This is a genomic window from Arthrobacter sp. efr-133-R2A-120 (genome assembly GCF_030209835.1).
Taxonomy (GTDB): Bacteria; Actinomycetota; Actinomycetes; order Actinomycetales; family Micrococcaceae; genus Arthrobacter.
In genome coordinates, this window is sequence record NZ_JARVRF010000052.1 from 21818 (window position 1) to 47300 (window position 25483).

At 64.7% G+C, this 25483-nt stretch carries 19 protein-coding genes; 11 read left to right on the top strand and 8 right to left on the bottom strand.

What is annotated here, in order from left to right:
• Nucleotides 1-133: 133 nt before the first annotated feature.
• Complete coding sequence (locus tag QRN52_RS20205; protein WP_284755320.1) at nt 134-2116, bottom strand: S-layer homology domain-containing protein; 1983 nt, start codon at nt 2114-2116, stop codon at nt 134-136.
• Between the two features lie 385 nt (nt 2117-2501).
• Here QRN52_RS20205 and QRN52_RS20210 point away from each other — a divergent pair, with 385 nt between their 5' ends.
• From QRN52_RS20210 to QRN52_RS20220, 3 genes are read left to right on the top strand one after another with little or no spacing between them, the layout of a single operon-like run.
• Entirely contained in the window at nt 2502-3554 is a 1053-nt protein-coding gene (locus QRN52_RS20210) for a permease (protein ID WP_390278945.1), read from the top strand.
• Complete coding sequence (locus QRN52_RS20215) at nt 3544-4344, top strand: TIGR03943 family putative permease subunit (protein WP_284755324.1); 801 nt, start codon at nt 3544-3546, stop codon at nt 4342-4344. The genes QRN52_RS20210 and QRN52_RS20215 overlap by 11 nt, the downstream gene beginning before the upstream one ends.
• Nucleotides 4334-5590 carry a hypothetical protein gene (locus QRN52_RS20220; RefSeq protein WP_284755326.1) on the top strand — a complete coding sequence of 419 codons (1257 nt, stop codon included), beginning with the start codon at nt 4334-4336 and terminating at the stop codon, nt 5588-5590. Before QRN52_RS20215 ends, QRN52_RS20220 begins: the two co-directional genes overlap by 11 nt.
• Before the next feature lie 33 nt (nt 5591-5623).
• Here QRN52_RS20220 and QRN52_RS20225 read toward each other — a convergent pair whose 3' ends face one another.
• The 3 genes from QRN52_RS20225 to QRN52_RS20235 are packed head-to-tail and all read right to left on the bottom strand — an operon-like array spanning nt 5624 to nt 9771.
• Nucleotides 5624-6544 carry a phosphatase PAP2 family protein gene (locus QRN52_RS20225; protein WP_284755328.1) on the bottom strand — a complete coding sequence of 307 codons (921 nt, stop codon included), beginning with the start codon at nt 6542-6544 and terminating at the stop codon, nt 5624-5626.
• 32 nt (nt 6545-6576) lie between these two features.
• Entirely contained in the window at nt 6577-7599 is a 1023-nt protein-coding gene (locus tag QRN52_RS20230; protein WP_284755331.1) for a glycosyltransferase, read from the bottom strand.
• On the bottom strand, nt 7600-9771 hold the full coding sequence (locus tag QRN52_RS20235; protein WP_284755332.1) for an amylo-alpha-1,6-glucosidase: 2172 nt from the start codon (nt 9769-9771) through the stop codon (nt 7600-7602).
• A 377-nt stretch (nt 9772-10148) separates the two neighbouring features.
• On the opposite strand from QRN52_RS20235, the gene QRN52_RS20240 reads away from it, so the two are divergent.
• The 4 genes from QRN52_RS20240 (at nt 10149) to QRN52_RS20255 (ending at nt 14925) form a co-directional block, all read left to right on the top strand.
• Nucleotides 10149-11567, top strand: a complete 1419-nt coding sequence (locus QRN52_RS20240) for an extracellular solute-binding protein (RefSeq protein WP_284755333.1) — start codon at nt 10149-10151, stop codon at nt 11565-11567.
• Nucleotides 11564-12532, top strand: coding sequence for a carbohydrate ABC transporter permease (locus QRN52_RS20245; RefSeq protein WP_284755334.1), 969 nt, complete (start codon nt 11564-11566; stop codon nt 12530-12532). Before QRN52_RS20240 ends, QRN52_RS20245 begins: the two co-directional genes overlap by 4 nt.
• Before the next feature lie 92 nt (nt 12533-12624).
• Nucleotides 12625-13428, top strand: coding sequence for a carbohydrate ABC transporter permease (locus QRN52_RS20250; RefSeq protein ID WP_284755372.1), 804 nt, complete (start codon nt 12625-12627; stop codon nt 13426-13428).
• A gap of 24 nt (nt 13429-13452) precedes the next feature.
• Nucleotides 13453-14925 carry a glycoside hydrolase family 32 protein gene (locus tag QRN52_RS20255; protein WP_284755335.1) on the top strand — a complete coding sequence of 491 codons (1473 nt, stop codon included), beginning with the start codon at nt 13453-13455 and terminating at the stop codon, nt 14923-14925.
• Nucleotides 14926-15042: 117 nt separating this feature from the next.
• On the opposite strand, the gene QRN52_RS20260 is transcribed toward QRN52_RS20255, so the two are convergent.
• Complete coding sequence (locus QRN52_RS20260) at nt 15043-16095, bottom strand: LacI family DNA-binding transcriptional regulator (RefSeq protein ID WP_284755336.1); 1053 nt, start codon at nt 16093-16095, stop codon at nt 15043-15045.
• A 371-nt stretch (nt 16096-16466) separates the two neighbouring features.
• Between QRN52_RS20260 and QRN52_RS20265 the strand changes: the two genes are divergently transcribed.
• From QRN52_RS20265 to menD, 4 genes are all read left to right on the top strand, one after another.
• Complete coding sequence (locus QRN52_RS20265) at nt 16467-17336, top strand: hypothetical protein (protein WP_284755339.1); 870 nt, start codon at nt 16467-16469, stop codon at nt 17334-17336.
• 25 nt (nt 17337-17361) lie between these two features.
• Complete coding sequence (locus QRN52_RS20270) at nt 17362-18351, top strand: o-succinylbenzoate synthase (RefSeq protein ID WP_284755341.1); 990 nt, start codon at nt 17362-17364, stop codon at nt 18349-18351.
• A 108-nt stretch (nt 18352-18459) separates the two neighbouring features.
• Nucleotides 18460-20550, top strand: a complete 2091-nt coding sequence (locus QRN52_RS20275; protein WP_284755342.1) for a PhoX family protein — start codon at nt 18460-18462, stop codon at nt 20548-20550.
• A 185-nt stretch (nt 20551-20735) separates the two neighbouring features.
• Nucleotides 20736-22445, top strand: a complete 1710-nt coding sequence (menD, locus tag QRN52_RS20280) for a 2-succinyl-5-enolpyruvyl-6-hydroxy-3-cyclohexene-1-carboxylic-acid synthase (protein ID WP_284755343.1) — start codon at nt 20736-20738, stop codon at nt 22443-22445.
• Between the two features lie 124 nt (nt 22446-22569).
• On the opposite strand, the gene QRN52_RS20285 is transcribed toward menD, so the two are convergent.
• The 3 genes from QRN52_RS20285 to QRN52_RS20295 are packed head-to-tail and all read right to left on the bottom strand — an operon-like array spanning nt 22570 to nt 25306.
• Nucleotides 22570-23346: an amino acid ABC transporter ATP-binding protein gene (locus tag QRN52_RS20285; RefSeq protein ID WP_284755345.1), complete on the bottom strand. Its 777-nt coding sequence runs from the start codon at nt 23344-23346 to the stop codon at nt 22570-22572.
• On the bottom strand, nt 23343-24317 hold the full coding sequence (locus tag QRN52_RS20290; protein WP_284755347.1) for an amino acid ABC transporter permease: 975 nt from the start codon (nt 24315-24317) through the stop codon (nt 23343-23345). Before QRN52_RS20290 ends, QRN52_RS20285 begins: the two co-directional genes overlap by 4 nt.
• Before the next feature lie 35 nt (nt 24318-24352).
• Nucleotides 24353-25306: an ABC transporter substrate-binding protein gene (locus QRN52_RS20295; RefSeq protein ID WP_284755349.1), complete on the bottom strand. Its 954-nt coding sequence runs from the start codon at nt 25304-25306 to the stop codon at nt 24353-24355.
• Nucleotides 25307-25483: the final 177 nt, after the last annotated feature.

Below are 25483 nucleotides of genomic sequence, written 5' to 3' on the forward strand. Positions count from 1 at the left end.
CCTTTGGCCGGCTCAGCAGTCCGGGATCCCCGAATATACGGGGATCCCGGACTGGAAAGCTGTTCAAAAGTGGTCGAAATGTTGAACCCAGGGCCGTGAACCCCAGGGCCGTGAACCCCGGGTTCCCCTTACGTCAGACCCTCGGGAACTTGGCGTTGAGGCGGAACAGGAACGCAGCGGTCGCGTCGCGGTGCACGGGTTGAAGGGGCTGGAATATCGCTCCTCCCGGTACCGCCCAGCCGGTGGTGATGCCGTTGGCAGCGAGCCAGCTGATCTCCTTATAGAACGGGTAGCTGGCGGGAACGTCGAGGAACGTCACGGTCGGGGTTACCGCCGGGCTGCCGCTCAATCGGTAGAGGAACGCGGCCATCGCATCCCGGTTCACCGAATCCAGCGGGTGGAAGGATCTCGTGTTGTTCGGCCCTGGGTACCCGGTGGTGATGCCGGTGGAGGCCAGCCAGGTGATTTCCTTGTAGAACTGGTCCGTGGTGGGAACGTCAGTGAACGGGGACGCAGCGGGTGCGGTAAACGCCGGGCTGCCCTTGTACCGGTAGATGAACGCTGCCATCGCTTCCCGGCTGATCGACTGCAGCGGTTCAAACAGCGTGGTGCCGTTGGGCTGCGGGAACCCGGTAGTGATTCCGTTGGCGGCGAGCCAGGTGATCTCGTTGTAGAACGGATATGTTGGCGGGATGTCGGCGAACGAGGCGCCGTTGTCGTACATCTCGTAGTCGTCCGTGGTGATGGTGCCGTTGGTTTGGATGTTCAGGCCCCAACTGATGCCTGAAGCGCCGGCCGGCAGGGGTGGCGTAGTCCAGGTGATCTGGGTCCAGTTCGCCGCGGCGAGGACCAGGGGACTTGCGGTCCAGTATGCCCAGAACCCGTTACCGACACGGTAATAGACTTCGAATTGGGTCGCCGCGGTGGATTTATACCAGGCTTTCAGCTGATACGTATGTCCTGGTGTTCCTGACGGCGAGCATCCGCCGAGGTCCAGGGCGGGCAGGAGTTTCGCGTCCCCGGACACCCAGCCTGTGACGGTGAGCTGTTCAGCGTTCGTACCGGTGTGCCCGGGTGTGACGATGGAGAAGGCCGGGGTGTTTGTGCCGTACCCGCCGGCTGCCCAGCACTGAGGGATGGTGTTGACCAGGGTTTCCAGGCTGGCGTTTTGGATCATGTTTACCCCGGGCCCTGGCGGCGGAGGTAGAGCGGGGCCCGCGACCGCAGGCTGCTGGGTGCCGCCGACCACCTGGTCCACGGTCTGCACAGCGACGGTACCGGCGGCCTTTTGCTGTGCCAGCCAAGTGGCGAACTGGGTGAACAGGGTCGGGGTGATGGTCAGCGTCGGGTCCGTGCCGACGGCGATGTGGTGGAAGGTCAGTTGGACCCACCCGCCGGTGGTTGTCTGGGCGTGGGTCACCTGGTTCTGCAGATTCGCCAGGGTCCACGTGCTGTCTACCTCATCCGGCGCCTTCGTGTCGTAGGCGTTGACCGGGGGGATGGTGTCGGCCGCGGGAAGCGTCGCCGATGCGGGGTCCTTGCTGGCGGCGTCGCCCAGGCCACGGGCACTGTTGTAGCCGCACCCTTTCACCAAGGCCTCGGTGGCCGGGTCTTCGGAAGCGAAGGGGTAGGCGAAACTCGTGACTTTGAAGCCCATGTTCATCAGGGCCACGCGGCCGTCGCAGATCTGCCGGCTCGACTCGGCGGGGATCAGGGACACAAGATCCGGGTGGGTCACGGTGTGTCCGCCGATCTCATTGCCGTCGGCGGCAATTTGCTGCAGGTTAGCGGTGGTCAAGTAGGTGGGCTGGTCGATCCACCCGGTGGTGATGAAAAACGTGCCAACCAAGCCCAGGCTCTTCATTGTGGCTTCAGCCGTCAACTGGTCCGCGTTACCGTCATCGAACGTCAGCGACACTACCGTGTTCGGGGCAGCATGAGCCGGAGCGGCGAATCCCACCCCGGCCAGCAGGCCGGCAATCATCAGCGCCGTGCTGCCGAAGGCGGTCCAGCGTTTGCGAAAGTGCTTACCGATCCGTATCCCGTTCGCATTGGGCCGTGCGCGGCCCTCGCGTGGCGATTCCGTCGCCCCTCGCTGCTCATTCGTGGTACTCATGGTCAACTCCTCCCCAGGCTAGGTAATGCACTAGCAGCCGGGTGATCCCTCGTTGGTGGGCCAAGAAGGTGCCGCTCGAAAGGGGAGTCCGATCTGGGTTTCCAGCGGTGACACTCGGTGCCGGCTTTTTATTCACACTCGCGTAATTGCGAGGCTACGACCCCAAGCGGCCGTTGAAACGAGTGGTCAGTACTTGTTCTTCCGACGCTTCCTTAGGTGCAGCTTCTGATGTGCCTAGGTAGCTTCCCGATCGTCCACTCGGAACGGTTCCCGGGCACTTCCGAGGGGTAGTCGCGCAAGCACCCCGCGTGTACAGTCGACTTCGCCAGCCCCTTCCGGTCAGGCGCGCCCGGCCGGCTCCGTGGAGGAAGGAGTGCCCGTGACGCTGCCTGCAGTCGACAAACGTAAACAGCCGGAACACGGGCACAGAAGCCCGGCCCGTGCTTTCACGTCGAAGTCTGCTGCCGGCCTCGCCATCGGCCTCGCGATCGTTGCTTTGTTCGCGGTCGTGCGGGTCCTGGCGCCGTCCACGCCGGAGACTCTTGGGCTTCCCAACGCCGCCCGAGACTTTGCCACGCTGTCCATCAGCGTCGTCGTCGAGTCCTTGCCCTTCGTTTTCCTAGGGATTGTCCTCTCGATCGCCGTCCAGGTCTGGCTGCCGGAGGGCATGCTGCTTCGTCGCCTGCCGCGGAGCCCGGTGCTGCGGAGGCTGGTCCTGTCGCTTCTGGGAATGTTGCTGCCGGTCTGCGAATGCGGGAATGTTCCACTGGCCCGGGGCCTGGTGGTCAAGGGCCTTACGGTTGCGGAATCGATGACTTTCCTGTTCGCGGCGCCCATCCTGAACCCCGTCACCATCGTCACCACGGCACAGGCTTTTGGCTGGAACAACGGCATCCTGGTGTCCCGTGTCCTGGGCGGCTTCTTCATCGCGAATCTGGTCGGCTGGATCTACAGCCGGCATCCGCGGCCCGGGGAGCTGCTGACCGCCCGGTTCCAGGAAACGTGCAACGTGGCAGACCACGACGGCGGTGCTGCCGGCAAAGTAAGGCGCAGCGTGCAGATGTTCTCGCAGGAGACGCGCGCCATGATGCCTGCCTTGTTTATTGGCGCAGGCATGGCGGGGCTGATCCAGGTTGCCGTATCCCGCGAAGTGCTGGTCGCCCTGGGCAGCAATCCCGTCTGGTCTGTCCTGGCATTGATGCTGCTGGCCTTCGTTGTCGCGATCTGCTCAAACGTGGATGCCTTCTTTATCCTGTCGTTCGGCGCGACCTTCATGCCGGGAGGCATCGTTGCCTTCCTCGTTTTCGGGCCCATGATCGACGTGAAAATGCTCGCCCTGATGCGCACCACGTTCACCGCGAAAACCCTCCTTCAGCTCAGCCTGCTGGTGGCGCTTTGCGCGGCGGTCCTCGGATTGGCGGTCAACTATGGTCATTAGGCGGCTCGTGGGCCGGTGGCAGGGCGTGGTCCTCAGCCTGATCGGCCTCATCGCGACGATCTGGCTGGGCCTGACAGGGCAGCTTGCCTTGTATATCCATCCACGGTATTTCGTGTTCACCGTCATCATGGCCGTGATCGCCGGCGTGCTTGCCCTTGCGGCCTTCGCCCTGGCCCCCACCGCAAAAGACGAGCACGGCCACAACGACGGCGACGGCCACGAGCACGACGGCGACGCCCACGCCCGCAATGACGGGCACGGTTCGCGATGGGGCTGGCTGTGGCCGCTCGGAAGCGTGCTGACCATCGTCGCCGCCGTCGTCGCCTTGCTCATCCTGCCGCCGTCGACCCTTACCACCGCAACCGTTGCACAGCGGGACCTCAACGGCTCAGCGTCCGCCCTCACGCTCAAAGCACCCGCGCTGCCAGGCAAGGGAGACTACTCCGCCTTTACGGTGAGGGACTGGGCATCGTTGCTTCGATCCGGCGCGGGGCAGGACTTTTTTGCCGACAAGACTGCCACGGTGACCGGGTTCATCAGTGCGGACAAGACAGATCCAAACGTTTTCTTCGTGACCCGTTTTGTGGTGACCTGCTGCGCTGTCGACGCCCAGCCGATTGGCGTTCCCGTCTATCACCCCGGGTGGCAAAACGAATTCAAAACCGACAGCTGGGTTACGCTCACCAGCAGCTTCCGCGCCAACCCCAACCCGGCCAGTCGCGAGGCAATCGTCCTGATACCGCACACCATCAACCCCACCGCACAGCCGGCGCAGCCCTATGTCTACTAAGCGCCGCCCCGTCTCGGCCAAACGGGCTGCAGCGATTGCCGCCGCGGCCGAGCTCCTGGCCGGACGGCGTTTCGCCCGCCGCCTCTACGGCACCATCGCGATCCTCGCCCTCCTTGCCGGCGGATTGACGGTAGCGAACCTTTCGAAGCTGCCGCACCCCAACTCCACCTCGGCCCTGGCCCGCTCTGCCACACCTGCGGCCTTCGGCCTGTACAGCCTGCGGAGGGACACCGGCAAAGACAACAAAGGGCTGAAGAAGCCGGACACCATCCTCGGCACGAGCCTGTCCGGCAACGATCAGGGCACGGTCATTGTCAGCGCCCCCCGCATCCAGGAGTATGCCGCCCTTCCGTCCGCGCTCGCCGTCGTCACCCTCAACGATGACAACACCAGCTCCCTCGAGATCGTCCCGCTCACCGGCGGCCCGCCAACGCTCGTTCCGTTGCCAAGCCTGGGGACAGTCGCAAACCTCCATGCGGCAGGATCCAAGCACCTCATAGGCTTCACTTTCACCGCTTCTTCGGGCACTGAGCAGTACTGGAAAGCACTCTTCGTGTACGACGTCGACAATCCGTCTTCGGCTCCGCGGGCCGTCCAGGGAATCAACGGTCCGGTCTCGGCCGCGGACTGGCGCTTTGTCCCGGATGCGGCCACCTTGGTGGCGCAGACCGACGACCAGTCCATGTTCCTCATTGACGCGCTGGAAACGGGCAAAGTATCGCCCCTGGGCGCGCATGCCGGGATCCTCGGATTCGTTCCTGGCACCAACGAACTCGCCGTCGCCGACGCAGGGCTAAAAAAGGGCATAGACCCGCCACGCTATTCGACCATCAACCTCACCACCGGGACATCCACGCCGCTCACGCTCGCGGGCGCTTTCGTTCCCGATGCCGTGAACGGGGTCACCACCACCGCGAGCCAGCCCATGGTCCTCGATGCCTCCGGCCAGTACGCGCAGGTAGTGAGAAAGTACGACGCCGGACAGGAAACCTCCGTCGTCAACCTCACCGACAAGAACGGCTCGCGCCAGCTCTACCGGCCTGCCGCCGCATGGTCGCGCATCCTGGACACCTGCATTTCCCCGGCCAGCGACTACCTCGCCATCGAAACAGCGGCACCCCAATACACGGGCGACCAATACCCCGTCCGCCCCGAGCCGACCCCCATCCGGACCGACCTCGTCGATTTGAAATCAGGCACCGTCCTGAAAAGCGTTCCTGGATTTCTCCCCAGCTGGTGCGGTTGATTAGGAAACCACGGCGGCGGCCAGCGCTCGGCGCTAAGGCGACTGCCGCCGTCGGGCACTCAAGTCGAAAAGCCAGGTGGCAGCGACCGTCGCCAGGTAACCGGTGATGACAATCAGGGAGACACCGGCCCAGAAATAGTTGGTGGTGCTGCTTTCGTGACCGAAACCGGGCGCAAGTTTGATCAGCGAATACACCGAAACCGCCGCAGCGGCCACGCCCGCCAGCGCCGACAGCAAAAGCCACAAACGCGACGACGCCCAGTGCCCACCACGGCCGTCCTGGACGTTCCAGCGCTTCCCCGTGCGCAGCACCAACCAGCCGGCCGGTAGCATGACCGCTCCCACCACGAGGAACGCGGCGACGACGTCGGCGGGCCGGTGCCACTGGTTGATCAGCGTGGAAACCCCTGCCGCCACCGCGAAAGAGCCACCGAGGAACCCCGCCAAAGGCCGCCAACGCGGAGACACCACCAGGAAGACCGCGGCAGCCGCAGACGCCGCCAGCGTGGTGTGTCCGGAGGGGAGCGAGTTCAGTTCGATGGTTTGGACGCCGCGGAACGGCCTGTTCGGAAACCAGTCCTTGAGGAGCTGGGTGGCCAGGTTCGCCGCGACACAAGCGGCCAGCGCGATCCCGGCGGACTTCCAGCGGCGGCGCATTATCGTGACGAAAAGAACGACGACGGCGGCGATCGCCACCGAGATGACCGGCAACCAATCGAGGAACTGGGTTGTTGCCCGCTCGGTGGGACCGTTGATGGTCGCGGCTTCCACCAGGGCGGATTCGTCGATGTACTGTCCCGTTGTGGTGCGTACGAAAAAATAGTACGTGGCAACGAATGCGGCCATGCATGCCAGGGTTGCGAGCACAAAAAGGAAGCCCATCCCGGCGCCCGCCCGGCGCCCGGTGGCGGTCCCACGTGTGGCCGGCAGCCGGCCCGTCTTAGGAAAACTCATTGCTTTCAGGGTGTCATATCTGGCTGGGAGGATCACTTTTGCTCTGCGAGGAGTTCCTCATAGAGCGCCAAGTGTTCGGCAACCATCCTCTCGGCGCTGAAGTAGTTTTCCGCGGCGCGGCGGCACTCGCCGCGATCCAGCGAGGCGGCGGCAACGACCGCCTCGGCCAGCTCCGGGGGACTGGAACGGAGGTAGCCCGTGACGCCCTCGGAAACGATCTCCGGGGCGGATCCCCGGAATGTTGCCACCACCGGTGTCCCCGCGGCGAGGGACTCGATCATGGCCATCCCGAAAGGTTCATCCCACTGGAGCGGATTCAGCAGGGCCACCGACCCGCCCAGGAGGGCGAACTTGTCCGCAGCGTTCAGCTCGCCGAGGTATTCGACGTCGGGCCCAAGCAGCGGTGCGATGACCGCGCCGTAGTACTCATGCTCTTCCGCGCTGTACATCTTGGCGGCAATCCGCAGCGGTACCTGGGCCAGGCGGGCCGTCTCTATCGCCTCCGGCAGGCCCTTGCCGGGATGCATCCGGCCGAGGAAGCTGGCATAGCCGCCGTCGCCGGCTCCGAGCGGGACGGATTGCGTGTCTATCCCGTGGTGGATGACCTTCCGTATCTTGATTCCTGGGGCAGTGTCCGCTTGATGATGCGAGATGGCAATGATCGCTGTGTCTATGGCCATGGCCTGGTAGATGTCATGGTTTTCTTCTGAAAACGGAAGGTGCGCCGTTGCGACGATGGGCGTTCCTTTCGGCCGATGCCGGTACAGCGGCCCAGCCAGGGTGTTGTCGTGGATGAGGTCGACGTCTTTCATGGCCGCGAATGCGTACACACTGTGGCGGAGTTCGTCCGTCCCGTTCCCTATCCTCGAGCCGTCGGCAAGCGGTGGGCCGGGGACTTTGGCCACTGGACATGTGCTTCCGGACGCAGCCGCAAGAAGCACATCGTGGCCCGCGGCAACCAGGCCGCGAGCCAGGATATCGATGATCGACTCGGTGCCGCCGTATGCGGGCGGCGGGACCGGAAGCCAAGGCGGGGCAACGAGGCCGATGCGCACCTAGTGCCCCCGCTGCGGTCCGGCGGTGACGGGATGGACATCCAAGAGATCGGAAAGCGGCTTGCGGGCTTCGAGGTGAAGCGCGACATTCTCGGGCAGGTCCGTGACCCGTGTTTGTCCATTGGTTAGCTCAACGGAGATCCGGGAGCCGGCCAGCGGGATGTTCCGCATTTTGATCTCACCGAAGCCTTCAGGGACTACGGGTGCCAGCCAGAGGCCGCCGTGGGTGAGGCATGGATCGAAACGGAGAAGGACTCGGAGCAGATGCACCGGTGTGGCAGCGGCCCACGCTTGCGGCGAACATGACGAAGGGTATGGGACGGGCGTCCCATAGGTCTTCCTGTCCAGTCCGCAGAACAACTCCGGGAGCCGCCCACCGAACGCTTCGGCCGCATCGAGGAGGCCCGTCACAAGGCGTTGCGACTCCTCAATGAAGCCGTAGCGCATCAATCCGCCGGCAATGAGGGCATTGTCATGTGGCCACACCGAACCGTTGTGGTAGCTCGCCGGATTGTAGGCCGCCATGTCCGAAGCCAAGGTCCGGACACCCCAGCCCGTGAACATGGTGTCCGACATGAGCCGCTCCGCGACCAACGGAGCCTTGTCGTCGTCGACGATTCCACTCCACAGGCAATGGCCCATATTGGACGCGCAGGCGTCTACCGGCCGCTTGTCGCGGTCCAGGGCGATCGCGAAATAGCCGCGTTCGGGAAGCCAGAATTGCTCGTTGAATTTTCGCTTGAGTTCGGCCGCCCGCGTGCCCCACACTGCTGCCAGCTTCAGGTCGCCGTCCTCCTGGGCCATCAAGGCCCTGCTGAGATAGGCGGTGTACACATAGCCCTGGACTTCGCACAAAGCGATCGGCGGCTCTGCCAGGGTGCCGTCGGCGAAGTTGATGCCGTCCCCGGAATCCTTCCAGCCTTGATTGAGGAGACCATGGTCCGTGGCCCGCGAATACTCAACGAAGCCGTCGCCGTCGGCGTCTCCGTAGTCGCGGATCCAGTCCAGGGCCCGGTCCACCGCGGGCAGAAGAGACTCCGAGACCTCGGAATGGAATCCCCAACGGGTGAGCTCCCCGGCGAGGGTGACGAACAACGGCGTGGCGTCCACCGAGCCGTAGTAGGCACTGCCGCCGCCAAGCGCGAGGCCCGTGGTGGCACCGAGACGCACCTCATGCAGGATCCGGCCCGGCTCCTCCTCGCTGAGCGGGTTGACGGTTCGGCCTTGATGGTCAGCCAGGGTTTTCAGCGTTCCGAGCGCCAGCGATGGGTCCAGTGGAAGGGTCATGAACGAGGTCAGGAGCGAGTCCCGGCCGAAAAGGGCCATGAACCAAGGTGAACCTGCAGCCACCACTGTCCGCCCAGGATGGTCAGGGTCGAAGATCCTGAGGGAGCCGAGGTCCGCCCTGCTCTGGGCCAACGCTTTTTCGAAGGCCTTGTTGGAAAGTTCCGTTGTGGGAACCTTGCCGTGCCACTCCTGCAGCCTCTCTTCGGGGATATCGGCGGGGCGTTGGTTCCCCCAAACCTGGGCATCCGCCTCGGGACCAACCCCGTCGATGCGGGGGGTAGCTGTCACGCCTGTGGACCAATGGCCTTGGGGTTCCAAGGTGATTTCATAGCTGATGACATCTCCGTCAACCGCGCCATTCGGGGCGTCAACGGTGACCAGGACGTGCCGCCCTTGCCTGTGGGACTCCAGGACCAACGAGCCGTTGCTATCCCGAGTCAAATGCACGCTCTCGTGGCGTGCCCGGCCCTCCTTGACCTCGAAAATGTCGGCAAAGTCCGTGCTGACCGTGAGGGAAACCGTGGCGTGGGTGGGCTTGTTGGAGAAATTCCTGACCGTGATATCTTCGCGGACTCCGCCGAACAAGCTCCGCCTGCGTTCAATCAACAGATGGCTGTCTGCCAAGCCGTCGGTGCGTGCCGCGCGGCCGACAAAATCAGCGCGGAACGGCTCCGGGATAGGAGAACCCAGGGCTTCGATGGGGTGGCCGTTCACCGCGAGCACCCAGCTCGAAACGAAACGCGTGTCACGGAAGAACATCCCGTGCGGTCGCAGTTGGTCCATGTCGCCGTTGGCCGCAGAGACGCAAAACGATGTTCCTGCCAACAATGTCACGGCACCTGCGCCGGCCGAACCTGCGAGGTTCTCGGCATTCCAACCTGTCATTAATGGGCTCCAAGCTAAGGGACGGGGGAATGGGGCAGCTTGCTTCAGCGTATTCGCCGCGTCTTCGGAAGTGAACCCTCCTGCGGGTATGGCGGGTTTTGGGTGGACGCTCGCTCGGGTATGGCGGGTTTTGGGTGGACGCTCGCTCGGGTGTCGGGGTGGGCCCAGGGGTTTGGGGGCGATACGTGAGCGAGGGTTTGCCGTTTGGGCCACATACGTGAGCGAGCGTCGGACCAAAAGGCCATAAAGGTGAGCGGGCATCGGGAAGGGTGAGCGGGCGTCGGGGAGGGGTGAGGGGCGCGTAACACGAATGTGACGCTTGACACGTGTTAGGTGATGGATTTACGCTACCTAACACGTGTTAGGAAGGAATAGACATGCCAGGAAGCAATGGGAAGCTGCGGGAGATCTCACGCAGGACAGCCCTTGGTGCCTTGGGTGCGGGAATTGTCGGAGCAACAGTGGCGTCGTGGCCGCGGTTGACCGGCATGGACATCCCGGGCCGCGGCGACAACAGTCTCAGCATCGCCATCTTGGGAACCGCAGCGGACGCAGCCGCCCGCCAGCGGGTCATTGATGCGTTCGCGAAGGTGCACCCGGAAATCAAGGTGAAGGTCCAGGCCATCCAGGCCGCGGACTGGAAGGACTTCTTCACCAAGATCCTCACCATGGTGGCAGCCGGAACGCCACCGGATGTGGTCTACGTGGCCACCGAAGGTGCCCAGCTCTTCGCCGAGAAGCTGGCGCACCCCTTGGACGAGTACCTTCGCCGCGACGCCGCGGACATGAAGGAGTACTTCGCAGACGTCCACCCGAGCCTCGTGGAAGCGTTTATGTACAAGGGCAGCCTGTTCCAGCTTCCCATCGACTGGAACGCCGCCAACATGTACTACAACACCTCGGCATTGCAGCAAGCCGGACTTGAACGTCCTGCAGACAACTGGACCCAGGTGGACTTCCGGAACAACCTGGCAGCGATGCGGAAAGCGAGGCCGCAGGACTTCACCCCGTACTACTGGACCAACAGGCTCTTCGGCGGTGTGGTGCCCTGGCTCTATGCCAACGACACCAGCTTCCTCAAGGAATCCAAGTCCACGGGCGGCGAATGGCTCTGGGACAGCTTCTATGCCCAGGATCCTTCCCGCGGATTGCGTTCGGGCGGCTACCAGTGGCTTGAGCCCAATGCCGACGACCCCCGGGTTTACGAATCCTTCGACTACCTCCGCGGCCTCGTCAAGGATGGTCTCGGTGTCCGTCCCGAAGAAGGCGGCGGAAATTCACTCGTCGGGCTGTTCGCCTCCAACAGGATCGGCATGACACCGGCGGGCGGATATTGGGTGGAGGGCCTCCACGAAGCCGGAATGAAGGAGGACGACTTCGACGTCCAGTTCTTCCCGCGCTGGCGCACCCAGCGGCACCAGTTCGGCACCGCCGGCTACGCCATCATGAAGACCGCCAAGGACAAGGATGCTGCCTGGGAGTGGCTCAAGTTCGCTTCCAGCCTGGAGGCAATGCGCCTGGTCTTCCCGACGCCGAACACCACCCCGGCGCGCCGCTCCATGGTCAACGAGCAGCTGTACGCAGGACGCGGGCCGAAACACTGGAAAGTCTTCTACGACACCCTCGACAAATTCCCCACCACAGGTCCCATCCCGGCACCACCCCAGCAGGCCGCCGTCGAGACCGCATTGATGAAAAACGTATCCCTGGCCGTCAGCGGTGACGAGAACCAGCTCAAGCAAGCCCTCGCCTCCATGCAGCGCGACCTTGAGATTGCCTTGAGGAGGCAGGCATGAGCACGGCAACAACGGGCATGTCCACCAAACGCCGAAACGGCGCGGGGTCCAAACGCCGGAACGGCGGCGGAACGGGGAGCGAATCATTCGGAAGGCAGCGTCAGCGCTGGCTGCCCTGGGCGTTCCTGGCTCCCACCATCCTTGGCATGGGGCTGTTCACACTCGTGCCGATCGTCGCTTCCGTGGTCCTCGCGTTCTTCCGCTGGGACATCATTTCGGCGCCAAGCTTCGTCGGGTTCGACAACTTCGCCGAAGTGGTCCAGGACCCCACCGTGCGTGTCTCGTTCCTGAACACGATCATGTTCGTAGTGGTCGCCGTGGCATTGCAGCTCGGCCTCGCCTTGGCGCTGGCCATCATGGTGCAGGAGAAGCTCCCGGCCTGGCTTCGCGTCTTCTTCCGCAGCGCCTTCTTCTTCCCGCTGATCCTGTCCGCCGCGTCGGTGTCCATCTTCATGCGTTACCTGTTCAACGAACAATTCGGCGTGGTCAACTGGCTTTTGTCCTTCGTCGGCATCCCCGCCGTCCCGTGGCTGACGACGCCGGCCGGTTCTGCCGCCGTCGTGATCCTCGTGTACGTATGGCAGAATTTCGGGTTCTCGTTCCTGTTGTTCATCGGCGGGCTGGCGTCGATCCCCACCGAAACGTACGAGGCGGCGTCGATCGATGGCGCCACGGGCTGGCGTAAACACCTCCACGTGACACTGCCCCTCTTGAGCCCCACCACGCTAGTGGCATCCGTCATGGCGATCATCAACGCCCTGCAAGTGTTCGACCAGCCCTACGTCCTCACCCGCGGCGGCCCAGGCGACTCCACGCGCACCGCGGTGATGGTGATCTTCGAGTCCGCGTTCCAGCGCCTCGAGTTCGGCCAAGCCTCGGCGATCGGCGTCATCCTCACGCTGATCATCATGGCCATCACCGCCGCCCAGTTCCGGCTCAGCAAACGATTCGTCTTCTACCAGTAAGGCCCGCCATGACTACAACCTCAACCCAGCGCGCCGACGTCGATCGCTTGGCTCCCCAGCGGCCCGCGCCCCGCAAGAAGCGGAACTGGAGCATGGCCGGACGAATCGTGCTGCTCCTGATCGCGTCCGTCTTCATCCTCGGCCCGGTGCTGTGGACCCTGTCCACCTCGCTGCGGCCACCGGCGGAATCGTTCCAGCTGCCGCCGTCGTTCCTTCCGCTCAACCCCGATTTCTCGTCGTACGACCAGGTCTTCAAGCAGCTCAACATCATGCTTCTGGTCCTCAACAGCGCCCTCGTCACGGGACTGATCGCCGTCGGGCAGATGTTCACGGCGGCGCTGGCCGGCTACGCGTTCGCGAACCTCAAGTTCCGGGGCCGCGGGGCGCTGTTCTCGATTGTGCTGGCCACCATGATGGTCCCGGCGCAGGTGACGATCGTTCCGGTCTTCATGCTGATCCGCGGTATCGGTTTGTCCGACACGCTCCTCGCGCTGATCCTTCCGGCGATCCCGACGGCGTTCGGCACCTTCCTGATGCGCCAGTACTTCCTGGGGCTGCCAAATGATTTGGGCGAGGCCGCCGCGATCGACGGCGCCTCGCCGTGGCGCACGTTCCGTTCCGTGTATGCGCCGCTGGCGATGCCGGGCATGGCGATCGTCGGCATCCTGGCATTCAACTACCACTGGAACGAGTTCTTCCGCCCGCTCATCCTGACCATCTCCGAGCAGAACTTCACCCTCCCGCTGGGCCTGGTGTCGCTACAGGGCAACCTGGGCACGGGCAGCATCTCCGTGGTGTTGGCAGGCGTGATCCTCTCCATGATTCCCGCCCTGGTGGTGTTCATGTTCGGCCAGCGCGCCTTGCGTGACGGACTCACCGCCGGCACCGGCAAATAGCCTCTACTTCCTGAAAGGACTTCGATGACGGACCTCATATCCACCGCCCCTGCACTCGCCGCGGCGGCCACCCACCCGGACCCGGCTTTCCCACGCTTCCACCCCCGGCCGGCGCAAGGCTGGATCAACGACCCCAACGGCATCAGCCACATCAACGGCCGCTACCACGTGTTCTTCCAGTTCAACCCGGAATCGGCCCGGCACCACCGGATCCAGTGGGGCCACGTCAGCTCCCCGGACCTGGTCCACTGGGATGAGCACCCGGTCGCGCTGCGCCCGCAGGACGGCGGGCCGGATGAGTTCGGCTGCTGGACCGGTGTGGTGACCGACGACGGCGGTGTCCCCACCGCTGCGTACTCGGGCGTGCGGGGCGACGGTGGGCACTCGCAAGTGGTGATTTCCCGGGGCTCAACGGACCTGGTGAGCTGGGAACAGGATGGCCATATCGCCGCTTCCATGCCCGACGACGGCTTGGTCACGGCCGTGCGCGACCCCTTCATCTTCCACTTCAACGGCAAGCGCTACGCCATGCAGGGCGCCGGGCTGGCCAATGGACATGCTGCCCTGCTGCTGTACACGGTGGAGGAGATGTCCGACTGGAAGTACCAAGGTATTTGGCTGACCACCGAGAACCCTGTGGCAGCTGCGCATACTCCGGCTGAGATCTGGGAGTGCCCGCAACTGGTTCAGGTTCCTTCCGACGGGGTGGGTCCCGGCGGGGTTCCTTCCGACGGGGCCGACACCTGGGTCATGATGTTTTCCCTTTGGCTCTCCGGTGACGACCATGAGCACGCCAACGGAGTGGGCCACCTGATCGGCTCGCTTGTTGAGGACCCGTCCACCGGGCTGCCGGTGTTCGTCCCGCGTTCCGGGGGCAGGTCCGACCTTGGCCGGGACTTCTACGCCCCGCAGATCGTTCAGCTGGATACTGCGTCGTCGTCAGGGGCGCGGTCGACGTCTGTGGCGACGCCGTCGTCTGGTGCGACGCCGGAGCCGCGCGCCCTGTTGTGGGGATGGGCCAACGAAGGCCCGGGCCGTGATGGCCGGCGTGGCCGTTCGCAAGACGAGATCGACGCCGCAGGCTGGGCAGGCGTGTTAACCCACCCGCGCTTCCTCTCGGTTGAGGATGGTGCATTGGTGGTTGCTCCTGCGCCTGAGGTGGACGCGTACCGGGGTCCTGTCCTCGCGGCCGGGGCTTCCGGGGCCGTTGACTTGCCGCCTTTTGCCGAGGCAGTTGTGACGGCTGGGACTGTTGCTGGAGCCGGTGAGGTTCGGCTGGTCCTGGCCTCCGGCGCGGAACGGCAAGTTGTGTTTGCAGGGCCGTCGTCCGAGGGCGAGGAACTCCGCATCTTCGTGGATGCTTCCTTGGTGGAGGTGTATCGGACAGGTTCCGTCGCCACGACACTCCGTGCCTACCCAGCCGCCGGGGAAACGTGGAGCCTTGAGCTTCCCGAAGGTGCGGCCGCAGACGTCTGGGAACTGAAGCTGCCGGAATAGGCGGCAGGCCGCCGTCGTAGTTTCCCCACATTTGACCACTTTTGGCCGGTGCTGCAGTCCGGGATCCCCGTATTTCCGCGGGTTCTCGGACGACGGCCCGGCCAAAAGTGGTCGGATCTAGAGAGTGGGTACAGGCCCGGTGGACTCACGGACCACCAAACGGCAGGGAACCATGGTTTCCAGATGGCCGCTGCCGTCCGATGTCGACCGCTTGGCCGGGTCCTCGATCTGCTCGAGCAACATGCTCATCGCGGCCGCGCCCATTTCCCGAAGCGGAAGCGCCATGGTGGTGAGCGCGGGGACCATGGTGGCCGCGATGCGGGACTCGTCGTCGTAACCCATGATCGAGAGGTCGCGCGGTACGGAAAGGCCCAGCCGCGCCGCAGCCAGGGCGACGCCGATGGCGAGTCGATCGTTGGCGCACACAATCGCCGTCGGCCGCTCGGTGGCGGAGAGCAGCCCCATAGCGCCATGGAAACCGTCGTTGATGTCCCAACCGGCCATGAATACGCGGTCTTCGCGAACGGGGATGGCGGCCTTGGCCATTGCCTCCCGATGCCCCGCGATGCGCAGGGGCACAGCCGGGGAGGTGGCGGCGCCGGCGAGGAATGCGATATCGCGATGGCCCAGCTGTAAGAGGTGCTCGGTGGCTTCCCGGCCGCCGGAAACCTCGTCCGGGATCACGTGGTGCAGCCGTGGGGCGGGGCTGCTGTCGTAGCAATTGGCGAGCACGGAGGGGATCCGCAACATGCCCTGGGGCACGTCGAGCGGCTTCAAGCCGACCGTGACATACATCAGCCCGTCCACTTGCCGGTCCAACAGGGTCTCGACGGCGCTCTCGTCACGGGAGGCGTCGCGCTCGGTGTCCATCACCACGGTGACAAATCCGTGGGCGCGGGCGACGTCGTCGGCGCCACCGATGATGTTGCCGTCGAACGGGCTCACCACCACCTCGTCCGACACGATGCCGATCACGCGCGTTCGTTGGTTTCGCAGGCTCAGCGCGATGGGGTTGGGGGAGTAGTTGAGATCCGCTGCTGCCTGGCGGATACGGTCCTGGCTTTCCTTGGCCACGTTGCCGTCGCCACGGCCGTTGAGCACCAGCGACACCGCACTCCGCGAGACGCCCGCCCGTTTGGCGACGTCGAGTGCTGTGGCCTTGCGCTGCATGCGGGCTCCTCCGGCTGTGGTTCCGTTTCTTGCTGCATTCTACCTAACGCGTGTGAGGGCCGGTTCCGGTCCCCGTTCCCCGCGTTCCCCAGCCTCCAGCCCGACGCTCGCTCACCTATGGGGCCAAAAGCCCGGACCCTCGCTCACATCATGTGAGCGAGCGTCGCTGGAAAACACCCCAAAGGTGAGCGAGCGTCGGTGGGGCCCTGTGTGTGGTCGGCCGAACGCTCGCTCAGATATACGCCCTTCGAGACAAACCCTCGCTCAGATATACGCCCTTCGACCTGAACGCAAAGAGGTATCGTTGGGCGTGCCGGGTAGAACCGGTGTTCTGATCTATGGGGGTGGGTCCGATCTTTTCTTCGCGCCGAATGGCTACGATCGTGCTGGCGGCGGCAATGGCGTTGAGTCTCAACGCCTGCGTGTTCGATGTGACTGCCGCCAGACCGTTGGCCCATGGAGGGACGCCCTCCGCCCCTGCGACCAAGCCATCCGCAACACCCACCGCAAGCAGTGGTATCCAAACGCGGGTCCGTTCGTCGCAGGAGCTGCAGGCGTTGCTCGGCAGCCTCCGTGCTCCCGACGGCGTGATGTCAACACCCATTGGTGAGGCAGCGATTCAGGACTTGCAGGATTCGATGGCAGTCGGGCCCGCCGACATGACCACCGATCCCGCTGGATGCCGGGACCTCCTGAAAGCAGGAGAACTGGTCGACTACAGAATCCCGACGGCGGCCGCGGTGCTGGGGCCCCAGGAGAACATGTCCGTCATCATGGCTTCGTCCGACGATTCCGGCTATTTCTGGCAGGGCATGTACAGCATCGGTCGGGCTCTTGGATATTGCCCCGAGGTGACTATCAGTTCGGGGAACCAACAGGTGCACTCGTCCCTGAAACGGTTGAGTATGGACCTTCACGGGTCGAAGTCGTTCACATACGTCACCAGCATCACGGGCTCCGGAGCGCCGATCCATGTGCTGCGCATGGTCACCATGAGCGGAAGCCTGTTCGTCACGGGGGTCCACCCGCTGCCGGACGCGCAGCCCACCGATGCTGTCATCCAGGAGCTCAGCAGCTATGTCAACGCGATCGTTGACCATGCCGGCGATCAATTGCCGGGCGCTCCCGGCGCAAAGCAGCCCACCGGGCCGGCCACGGCGCCAGCTGACCCGGCCACGGCGCCAGCTGACCCGGCCACGCCGCCAGCTGACCCGGCCACGCCGCCGGGCACCCCGGCCTAACCGCGCCCCACGCTACAGTGAAACCATGCCTCCATTCCCCACCCTCGACGAGCTCCTTGCCACCGCGAAAGTGGTCAGCCTGCCGATGCGGGTCAAGTTCCGGGGCATCACAGAGCGCGAGACCCTCCTGTTCCGCGGACCGGCCGGGTGGGGCGAATTTTGTCCCTTCCCCGAGTACGGCGACGCCGAGGCTTCCCGCTGGCTCGCCGCCGCCGTCGAAGCCGCATGGCAGGGTTTTCCGCGGCAGCTAAGGGACACCATTCCCGTCAACGCGACCGTCCCCGCCGTGCCTGCCGCCCGGGTGCCCGAAGTCCTGGAACGCTTCGGTCGCGTGGACGCCGTCAAGGTCAAGGTCGCCGAGCGCGGTCAGGAACTGGCCGACGACGTCGCGCGTGTCACCGCCGTCAGGGACGCCCTGCCGGAGGCCGCGATCCGTGTGGATGCGAACGCGGGCTGGGACGTGCCGCAGGCGGTTGAGGCGCTCGGGCGGCTCTCCGCCGTCGGGCTCGAGTACGCCGAGCAGCCGGTGCCGCACATCGAGGGCCTCGCCGAAGTCCGCCGGCTGCTCGCGCAGCAGGGAACGCCCGTGCTCATCGCCGCCGACGAATCCGTGCGCAAGGAGGACGACCCCCTCAAGGTGGCGCGCGCGGGCGCGGCTGACCTGATCGTTGTCAAGGTGGCGCCGCTTGGGGGAGTGCGGCGCGCGCTGGACATCGTGGCGCAAGCCGGGCTTCCCGCCGTCGTGAGCTCGGCGCTGGACACCTCGGTGGGGATCCGCGCGGGGCTCGCGCTCGCCGCCGCGCTGCCGGAGCTGCCGTTCGCGTGCGGGCTGGGGACGGTGCGGCTGTTCGCCTCGGACATCACGAAGGATCCGTTAGTGCCCGACGACGGCGCCATCCGCGTCCGCGAAGCCGTCGCCGACGAGGGACTGCTGGAGCGGTATGCGGCTCCCGCCGAGCGTCGCGATTGGTGGCTGGACCGGCTCCGCAGGGTGCACGCACTCCTTGATGCATAGATTGCTGGGAAAAGTCTGGGAATTCACCGGAACTTTACCGGAGCGTCCTCTCGGATTCCGTTAGCGCTGTAAGGGTGGGGAGATCACTCAATCCCCGGAGGTATTCCCATGTCTGAATCAACCAAGCGCAAGTTTGACTTGCTCCCCATGCTCGGCCATACGAAGGGCAAGCGCAGTCCCGTCACGTGCGCCCTGAAGTGCGACAACGCCTGCTCGGGCGAGGTGTGCAACACGAGCTCCAACGCCTACTTCCGCGACATCGCTTCCGCAGCCGTGTCCCGCCGCGCCGCCCTGGGCTTCGGCGCCGTGGGTGCGCTCGCCGTCGTACTCGGTGGAAGCCTGTCTGGCAACCTTCCCGAAGCCGGCGGTGTTGGCCTGTCCGAGGCCGCAAAGACGGGCTTCGACAAGGCCAAGCTCAAGTTCGCGCCGATCAAGCCGGTCGACTACACCGTTGATGCCTTCACGGTGCCGGATGGTTTCGCGTGGCAGCCGATCATCCGTTGGGGCGATCCGCTCTTTGCCGACTCGCCGGCCTTCGAGCTGAACAGCCAGACCGCAGCGGCGCAGGCCCGCCAGTTCGGCTACAACAACGACTACACGGACATCATGCCCATCGCGGATTCCAAGGACCGCCGTGCCGTGCTCTTCACCAACCACGAGTACACCAACGAGAACATCATGTTCCCGGCAGATTTGGCGGCCGCGGAGGCGCGTGCGATCGGGCGGTCCGCACACGGGCTCACGGTTGTTGAACTCGAGCGCAAGAACAAGAACAAGCCGTGGAACTACGTCAAGGGTGCGCCGCTCAACCGCCGCTTCCTGACCGACACCACCTATGAGCTCACCGGCCCCGCCGCTGGCACGGACTTGGTCAAGACCATCGACGACCCCTCAGGCCGGAAGATCAAGGGCACCTTGGGAAACTGCTCGGGCGGGACCACCCCGTGGGGAACCATTCTCTCCGGCGAGGAAAACTTCAACGGGTACTTCGTGGCTCCCGGCACCTCGGCGGGCGACAAGCGCTACGGCCTCTCGAACAAGCCCACGGCCCGCAAATGGGAACTGGATGAGCCGCGTTTCAACACCAACAACGCCGGTTACTCCAACGAAACCAACCGCTTCGGCTGGATCGTGGAAGTCGATCCGTTCGACCCCTCCTCCACACCCAAGAAGCACTCCGCGATGGGCCGCTTCAAGCACGAGGGCGCCAACGTGATTGTTGCCGCCTCGGGCCACGTGGTGGCGTACATGGGCGACGACGAGCGCTTCGACTACCTCTACAAGTTCGTCTCCAAGGGCAAGTACATGCCCGGCGACTCGGCCGCGGCCCGCCGGAACAACATGAACCTTCTCTCCGAAGGCGACCTCTACGTGGCCAAGTTCACGGGTGACTCACCGGCGTCGGAGATCACCGGCAACGGTGCGCTTCCGTCCGACGGCGCGTTCGACGGTTCCGGCGAGTGGCTTCCTTTGGTGGTCGACGGCGCCTCCGCAGTTCCGGGCATGTCCGTCCCCGAGGTCTTGGTCTACACCCGCATCGCCGCGGACAAGGTCGGCCCCACGAAGATGGACCGCTGCGAAGACGTCGAGCCGAACCTGGCAACCGGCAAGGTCTACGTGGTCTGCACCAACAACTCGGACCGCGGCAAGCCCGGCAAGGAAGGCGCCACCGAGGTCAACCCGCGCACCCTCAACCGGGACGGCCACATCGTTGAAATCACCGAAACCGGCGACCAGGCGTCCACGCGCTTCAATTGGACGCTCCTGATGGTTTGTGGAGACCCGGCCAAGAACTCCTCCACCTACTTCTCCGGCTTCCCGGCCGACAAGGTCTCGCCCATTTCCTGCCCAGACAACGTGGCCTTCGACTCCGCAGGCAACATGTGGATCGCCACGGATGGCGCGCCGTCGTCGATCGGGTATGCGGACGGCCTCTTCAAGGTCACGCTGGACGGCAGCGACCGCGGCAAGGTTGAGCAGTTCCTCGCCGTGCCGCGCGACGCCGAGACGTGCGGACCGATCGTGCACGACGACGAGCGGACAGTATTCGTTGCAGTGCAGCACCCGGGCGAGGAAGGGACGTTCGACGCCCCGCACTCCTTCTTCCCGGATTACGTGGGAGCCGGAGCCGCCCCGGCCGCCGGCCAGGTCCGCGCCCCGCGACCTTCGATCGTGCAGGTGTTCCGCAAGGACGGCTAAGGCTGCTCCCTGCCTCCCCTTTCCTTTCCCTTGGCCGACGCCCCTTTCCCGACGCTCGCTCACGTATGTGGGTCTTTCGGGGAACGCTCGCTCACCTATGTCCCCATGGGTGAGCGAGCGTTTGGGATTTTGGCCCCATAGGCGAGCGAGCGTTTGGAGGGAGGCGCCGCTAATAGACTGGTGCGGTGACTTCGCAAGGCTCCCTGAGCTCCCTCGCCGCTGCCCGGATCGCTGTTAAGGCGCTGCTCGACGGCGGTGTGCGGCACGTGGTGGTCTCTCCCGGTTCGCGCTCGGCACCCATGGCGTACGCGCTGGCCGAGGCCGAAGCGGCCGGGAACGTCCGGCTCCTGGTCCGGATCGACGAACGCTCTGCCGGTTTCACGGCCCTCGGCTTGGCGTTGTCGACGGGCGCCCCGGCGGCGGTTCTGACCACCTCGGGCACCGCCGTCGGGAATCTTTTGCCTGCGGTCATGGAGGCCAACCACGCCGCCGTGCCGCTAGTGGTCCTTTCGGCTGATCGCCCTGCCGAACTACACGGGACCGGCGCCAACCAAACCACCATCCAACTGGACCTCTTCGGCGAACACGTTCGCTTCGCCGTCGATATTGCCGCGGGCAGCAACCCGAAGAGGGCCGTCGAGACTGCCATCTATGCGGCAACCGGCGCCCTCGAGGACACGCCTCCCGGGCCGGTGCAGCTCAACCTGGCGTTCCGCGAGCCGCTGGTTCCGGAGCCGGGCGAGGCGCTGCCCGCCACCAAGGGCCACGGAGTTTTCCACTTCGACTCGGGCCCCCAACCACTGAGCATGCCCCCCGCTTCTGCCGGACTGACGCAACGGCGGACGGTGGTTTTGGCGGGGCACGACGCCGGTCCGGTCGCCGAGGCGTTCGCCCGCGCCCACGGGCTTCCGCTGCTGGCCGAGCCCTCCTCCAACGCGCGTTTCGGTCCCAACGCCGTCGGGCCGTATCGCCTCATGCTGGACAACTTCGGGCCTGGGTCTGCGCTGCCGATCGAGCGGGTGATGGTTTTCGGACGGCCAACGCTGTCCAGGCCCGTCGCCGCCCTGCTGGCCCGCAACGACCTCCCCGCCGCCATGTACGAGCCCGTTCCGGTGGCCTGGTACGAGCACGGCCGGCGTCGCGAGGAACGCTTCGAGTCTTTGACTGAACTGGCCGGTTTTGCGGGCCGTGGCTCGGATGAGTGGCTCGACGCCTGGCTCCTGGCCGGAGCCGCGGCCCAACACGCGCTCGACGGCGTCCTTGAGGCCGAGCCTGCAGCCAACGGACCCGCCGTAGGGGCCACGGTTTGGAAACATGCACGCGGGCAGCTGGTCCTCGGTTCCTCCAACGGCATCCGCGACGTAGACCTCGCCGGACAGCCAGGCCCCGAGCCCCTCGTCACAGTATTCGCGAACCGCGGCCTCGCCGGCATTGACGGCACCATCTCCACGGCAACGGGAATCGCCCTCGGCGCTGGCCGCGAAACCACCCTCCTCCTGGGCGACGTCACCTTCCTGCACGACGCCGGCGGCCTGTTCCTCGGAGCCGGCGAACCCGGGCCGGACTTGCGCATCGTGGTCCTCAACGACGCCGGCGGGGGCATTTTCGGCCTCCTTGAGCACGGCAAGGTGGAGGACGACGGCGGCTACGGCACCGCCGTCGAGCGCCTCTTCGGCACCCCGCACAGCGTGGACATTTCAGCGCTGGCCGCGGCATACGGCGTCGGGCACACTTTGGTGCGTACGACGGCGGAGCTCGCCACCGTGCTTGCCTCGCCTTTGAAGGGGCGCAGCATTGTCGAGGTACGCACGGACCGTTCCGACTTGCGTCCGCTGCACGCGCGCATCAAGGTCGCAGTGGCCGCGGCAGTGTCCCAGGTGCTGCTCGGGGCGTAGGTGTCGCCTCGCGACGCGCAAACTGGCTCGCGACGCGCAATCTGGCTGGCGACGCGGAAATGCCCTGACGAGGCTGGATTTCCAGCCGCGTCAGGGCATTTGCGCGTCGCAGGTGCAGCAGGAACTACAGCACCCGGCTGAGGAATTCCTTCGTGCGGGCGTGCTGCGGGTTGGCGATGATTTCGCGGGGGTCACCGGATTCCACCACCACACCTCCGTCCATGAAGGTCAGGCGGTCGCCGACTTCGCGGGCAAAGCCGATCTCGTGGGTCACCACGATCATGGTCATGCCGGACTTGGCCAGATCCTTCATCACGTTGAGCACATCGCCCACGAGTTCGGGGTCAAGTGCGGAGGTGGGCTCGTCGAAGAGCATCAGCTCCGGTTCCATGGCCAGGGCCCGGGCGATCGCGACGCGTTGCTGCTGGCCGCCGGAAAGCTGGGCCGGGTAGTGGTTGGCGCGGTCGGCCAGGCCCACCCGGTCCAACAATTCGAGGGCGGCCTTCTTGGCGTCGCTCTTGGATTTGCCCTTGACCTGCACGGGCGCTTCCATGACGTTGTACAGGGCGGTCTTGTGCGGGAACAGGTTGAAGCGTTGGAATACCATGCCGATTTCCCGGCGCTGCGCGGCGATTTCCCTGACCTTCAGGTCGTGGAGGCGCCCGTTGACTTCGCGGTAGCCGATCAGTTGGTCGCCCACGGAGATGCGGCCGGCGCTGATGGTTTCCAGCAGGTTCACGCAGCGGAGCATCGTGGACTTGCCCGAACCTGACGGGCCGATGACAACGGACACTTCGCCCTGGTTGACCGTCAGGTCGATGCCGCGAAGCACATGGTGGGGGCCGAAGTACTTGTGGAGGCCTTCGATCCGCACCAGCGGTTTCTGGGTGGTGATCGTCATTTTGCCTCATCCTCCGGGAAGTCCATCTTCAAGGACGGCTCTGCTTCTGCGCTTGGCGCCACCGCCGCGGCAGCTTTGGCAGCCGCCGGGTTGATGACCGCCGGCGCGAGGTTGGTGTCAACGCCTTTGCCGTAGTAGGCCTCGATGTAATGCTGGCCGACCATGAGAAGACTGGTAATGACCAGGTACCAGATGGCTGCGACGATCAGTAGCGGCACGGGAAGGTAGATCCGGTTGGCCAAGGCGTTGGTCGCGAAGGTCAGGTCCAAGGTGAACGGGACTGCCAAAACCAGGGAGGTGGTCTTCAGCATGCCGATGGTTTCATTGCCGGTGGGCGGGACGATGATGCGCATGGCCTGCGGCAGGATGATCCGCCACATGATCTTGCCCTTGCCCATGCCCAGGGCTTCGGCGGCTTCCGTCTGGCCCTTGTCCACGGACTTCAGGCCGGCGCGGAAGATCTCGGCCAAGTAGGCCGATTCGTTGAGGCCCAGGCCTAGGATCGCCGCAACAAGAGCCGTAATGACTGTGCTCGTGTCCACGCTGAACAATTCCGGGCCGAATGGCACTCCGGCGCTGATCTTTGGATAGAGGACGGCGATCAGGCCCCAGAAGACCAACTGGGTGTAGACCGGGGTGCCGCGGAAGAACCACACCCAGACCCAGCTTGTGTAGCGAAGAACCGGGTTGTCCGACTGGCGCATCACGGCAAGCAGGATGGCCAGGACAATCGCAATGGCCATCGAAGCGACAGTCAGGAGCAACGTCCAGCCAACGCCCTGGACCACCTTTACGTCCAGGATGTAGGTGCCCACAACGTCCCAACGGAAGTTGTGGTTCGTGATCACGCTCTGCACCATCAGCGCTAGTACGCCAACGATGACGATGGCGCTGATCCAGCGGCCGGGGTGCCTGACCGGCACCGCATCGTTCAGCACGGGCGCTGCGTGGCCTGGTTGATGATGATCCATCTGTGCACCTGATTTGTTATCGGTGGCGGGAATACTCAAGACTTGACCGCCGGGTTGACCTCGGACTTGGTGATGGCGCCTTCGGCGTTGCCCCAGCCGGTGAGGATCTTCTTGTAGGAACCGTCAGACATGAGCTTGGTCAGCGTCTTCTGGATGACATCGGCGAGGGCAGTGTCCGACTTGGCAACGGCGATGCCCTGGGGAGCGGCGTCGTAAACGTCGCCGAGCCTCTCAAGCTGGCCGTTGGTCTGGGTCAGGGCGTAACCGATGATGGGGGAGTCGGCTGCCATGGCGTCGATGCTGCCATTGACGAGCCGGGTGGTGACGTCGGTCTGGTTCTTCAGAGTCACGATGTTGATCGGCTGCTTGCCGTCAGCTGCGCACTTCTTGTTGCGGCCGGAGAGGTCCGGGTCTTCCTGGACGGTGCCGGTCTGCACGCCGATGGACTTGCCGCAGACGTCATCCAGGGAGAACTTCTTCGGGTTGCCCTTCTGCACGGCCCAAGCGGTACCGGCGTTGAAGTAGCTGACCATATTAACGGCGCCGAGACGCTCGGGGTTGATGGTGAACGACGAGATGCCCAGATCGTACTTGGGGCCGAGGGCGGGAAGGATGCCCGTGAATTCGGCGGTCTGCACCTGGACCTTCAGGCCAAGGGTTGCACCGATCGCCTTGGCGATGTCGACGTCGTAACCTACCGGGGTCTGGCCGTCGGTTCCGAGGAATTCCGCAGGAGCGTAGGTCGTGTCCGAGCCGACGGTCAGCGTGCCCTTGGACTTGATGGCCGCGGGGACCATTGCAGCGAGGGTGTCGTCCTTGGTGATGGTGCTGGGGTCAAAGCTTGCATTGGCACTGCCAGAAGGCGAGGCGGCACTCGACGGGCCCGCCTCTGAGGCGTTGGTGCAGGCAGTCAGTGCCAAGGCGCCGATTGCGATGATGGTTGCAGCCTTGAGCGTCGAACTGACCGGAAGCGAACGGAATTTCTGCATTTTCTTACCTTTTGTTGCAGTGGATGCGAAACTAATCGGTTCATAGTGTAGCGCCGAACATGAGATGTGCGTCACAGAAAACTAAGTTTTACTATTGGATAACCTACCAAGTAAAAAATCAAGACCCCCAACGTGGCTATTGTCTCGCACCCCAGACAGTTGGGAGGGTAGGTTTCG

Coding starts and splice junctions, on each gene's coding strand:
- QRN52_RS20265 (WP_284755339.1), top strand. CDS start 16,467: ATGGCTACGATCGTGCTGGCGGCGGCAATGGCGTTGAGTCTCAACGCC.
- QRN52_RS20250 (WP_284755372.1), top strand. CDS start 12,625: ATGGCCGGACGAATCGTGCTGCTCCTGATCGCGTCCGTCTTCATCCTC.
- QRN52_RS20275 (WP_284755342.1), top strand. CDS start 18,460: ATGTCTGAATCAACCAAGCGCAAGTTTGACTTGCTCCCCATGCTCGGC.
- QRN52_RS20270 (WP_284755341.1), top strand. CDS start 17,362: ATGCCTCCATTCCCCACCCTCGACGAGCTCCTTGCCACCGCGAAAGTG.
- QRN52_RS20215 (WP_284755324.1), top strand. CDS start 3,544: ATGGTCATTAGGCGGCTCGTGGGCCGGTGGCAGGGCGTGGTCCTCAGC.
- QRN52_RS20225 (WP_284755328.1), bottom strand. CDS start 6,544: ATGAGTTTTCCTAAGACGGGCCGGCTGCCGGCCACACGTGGGACCGCC.
- QRN52_RS20240 (WP_284755333.1), top strand. CDS start 10,149: ATGCCAGGAAGCAATGGGAAGCTGCGGGAGATCTCACGCAGGACAGCC.
- QRN52_RS20260 (WP_284755336.1), bottom strand. CDS start 16,095: ATGCAGCGCAAGGCCACAGCACTCGACGTCGCCAAACGGGCGGGCGTC.
- QRN52_RS20290 (WP_284755347.1), bottom strand. CDS start 24,317: ATGGATCATCATCAACCAGGCCACGCAGCGCCCGTGCTGAACGATGCG.
- QRN52_RS20295 (WP_284755349.1), bottom strand. CDS start 25,306: ATGCAGAAATTCCGTTCGCTTCCGGTCAGTTCGACGCTCAAGGCTGCA.
- QRN52_RS20285 (WP_284755345.1), bottom strand. CDS start 23,346: ATGACGATCACCACCCAGAAACCGCTGGTGCGGATCGAAGGCCTCCAC.
- QRN52_RS20255 (WP_284755335.1), top strand. CDS start 13,453: ATGACGGACCTCATATCCACCGCCCCTGCACTCGCCGCGGCGGCCACC.
- QRN52_RS20235 (WP_284755332.1), bottom strand. CDS start 9,771: ATGACAGGTTGGAATGCCGAGAACCTCGCAGGTTCGGCCGGCGCAGGT.
- QRN52_RS20205 (WP_284755320.1), bottom strand. CDS start 2,116: ATGAGTACCACGAATGAGCAGCGAGGGGCGACGGAATCGCCACGCGAG.
- QRN52_RS20245 (WP_284755334.1), top strand. CDS start 11,564: ATGAGCACGGCAACAACGGGCATGTCCACCAAACGCCGAAACGGCGCG.
- QRN52_RS20220 (WP_284755326.1), top strand. CDS start 4,334: ATGTCTACTAAGCGCCGCCCCGTCTCGGCCAAACGGGCTGCAGCGATT.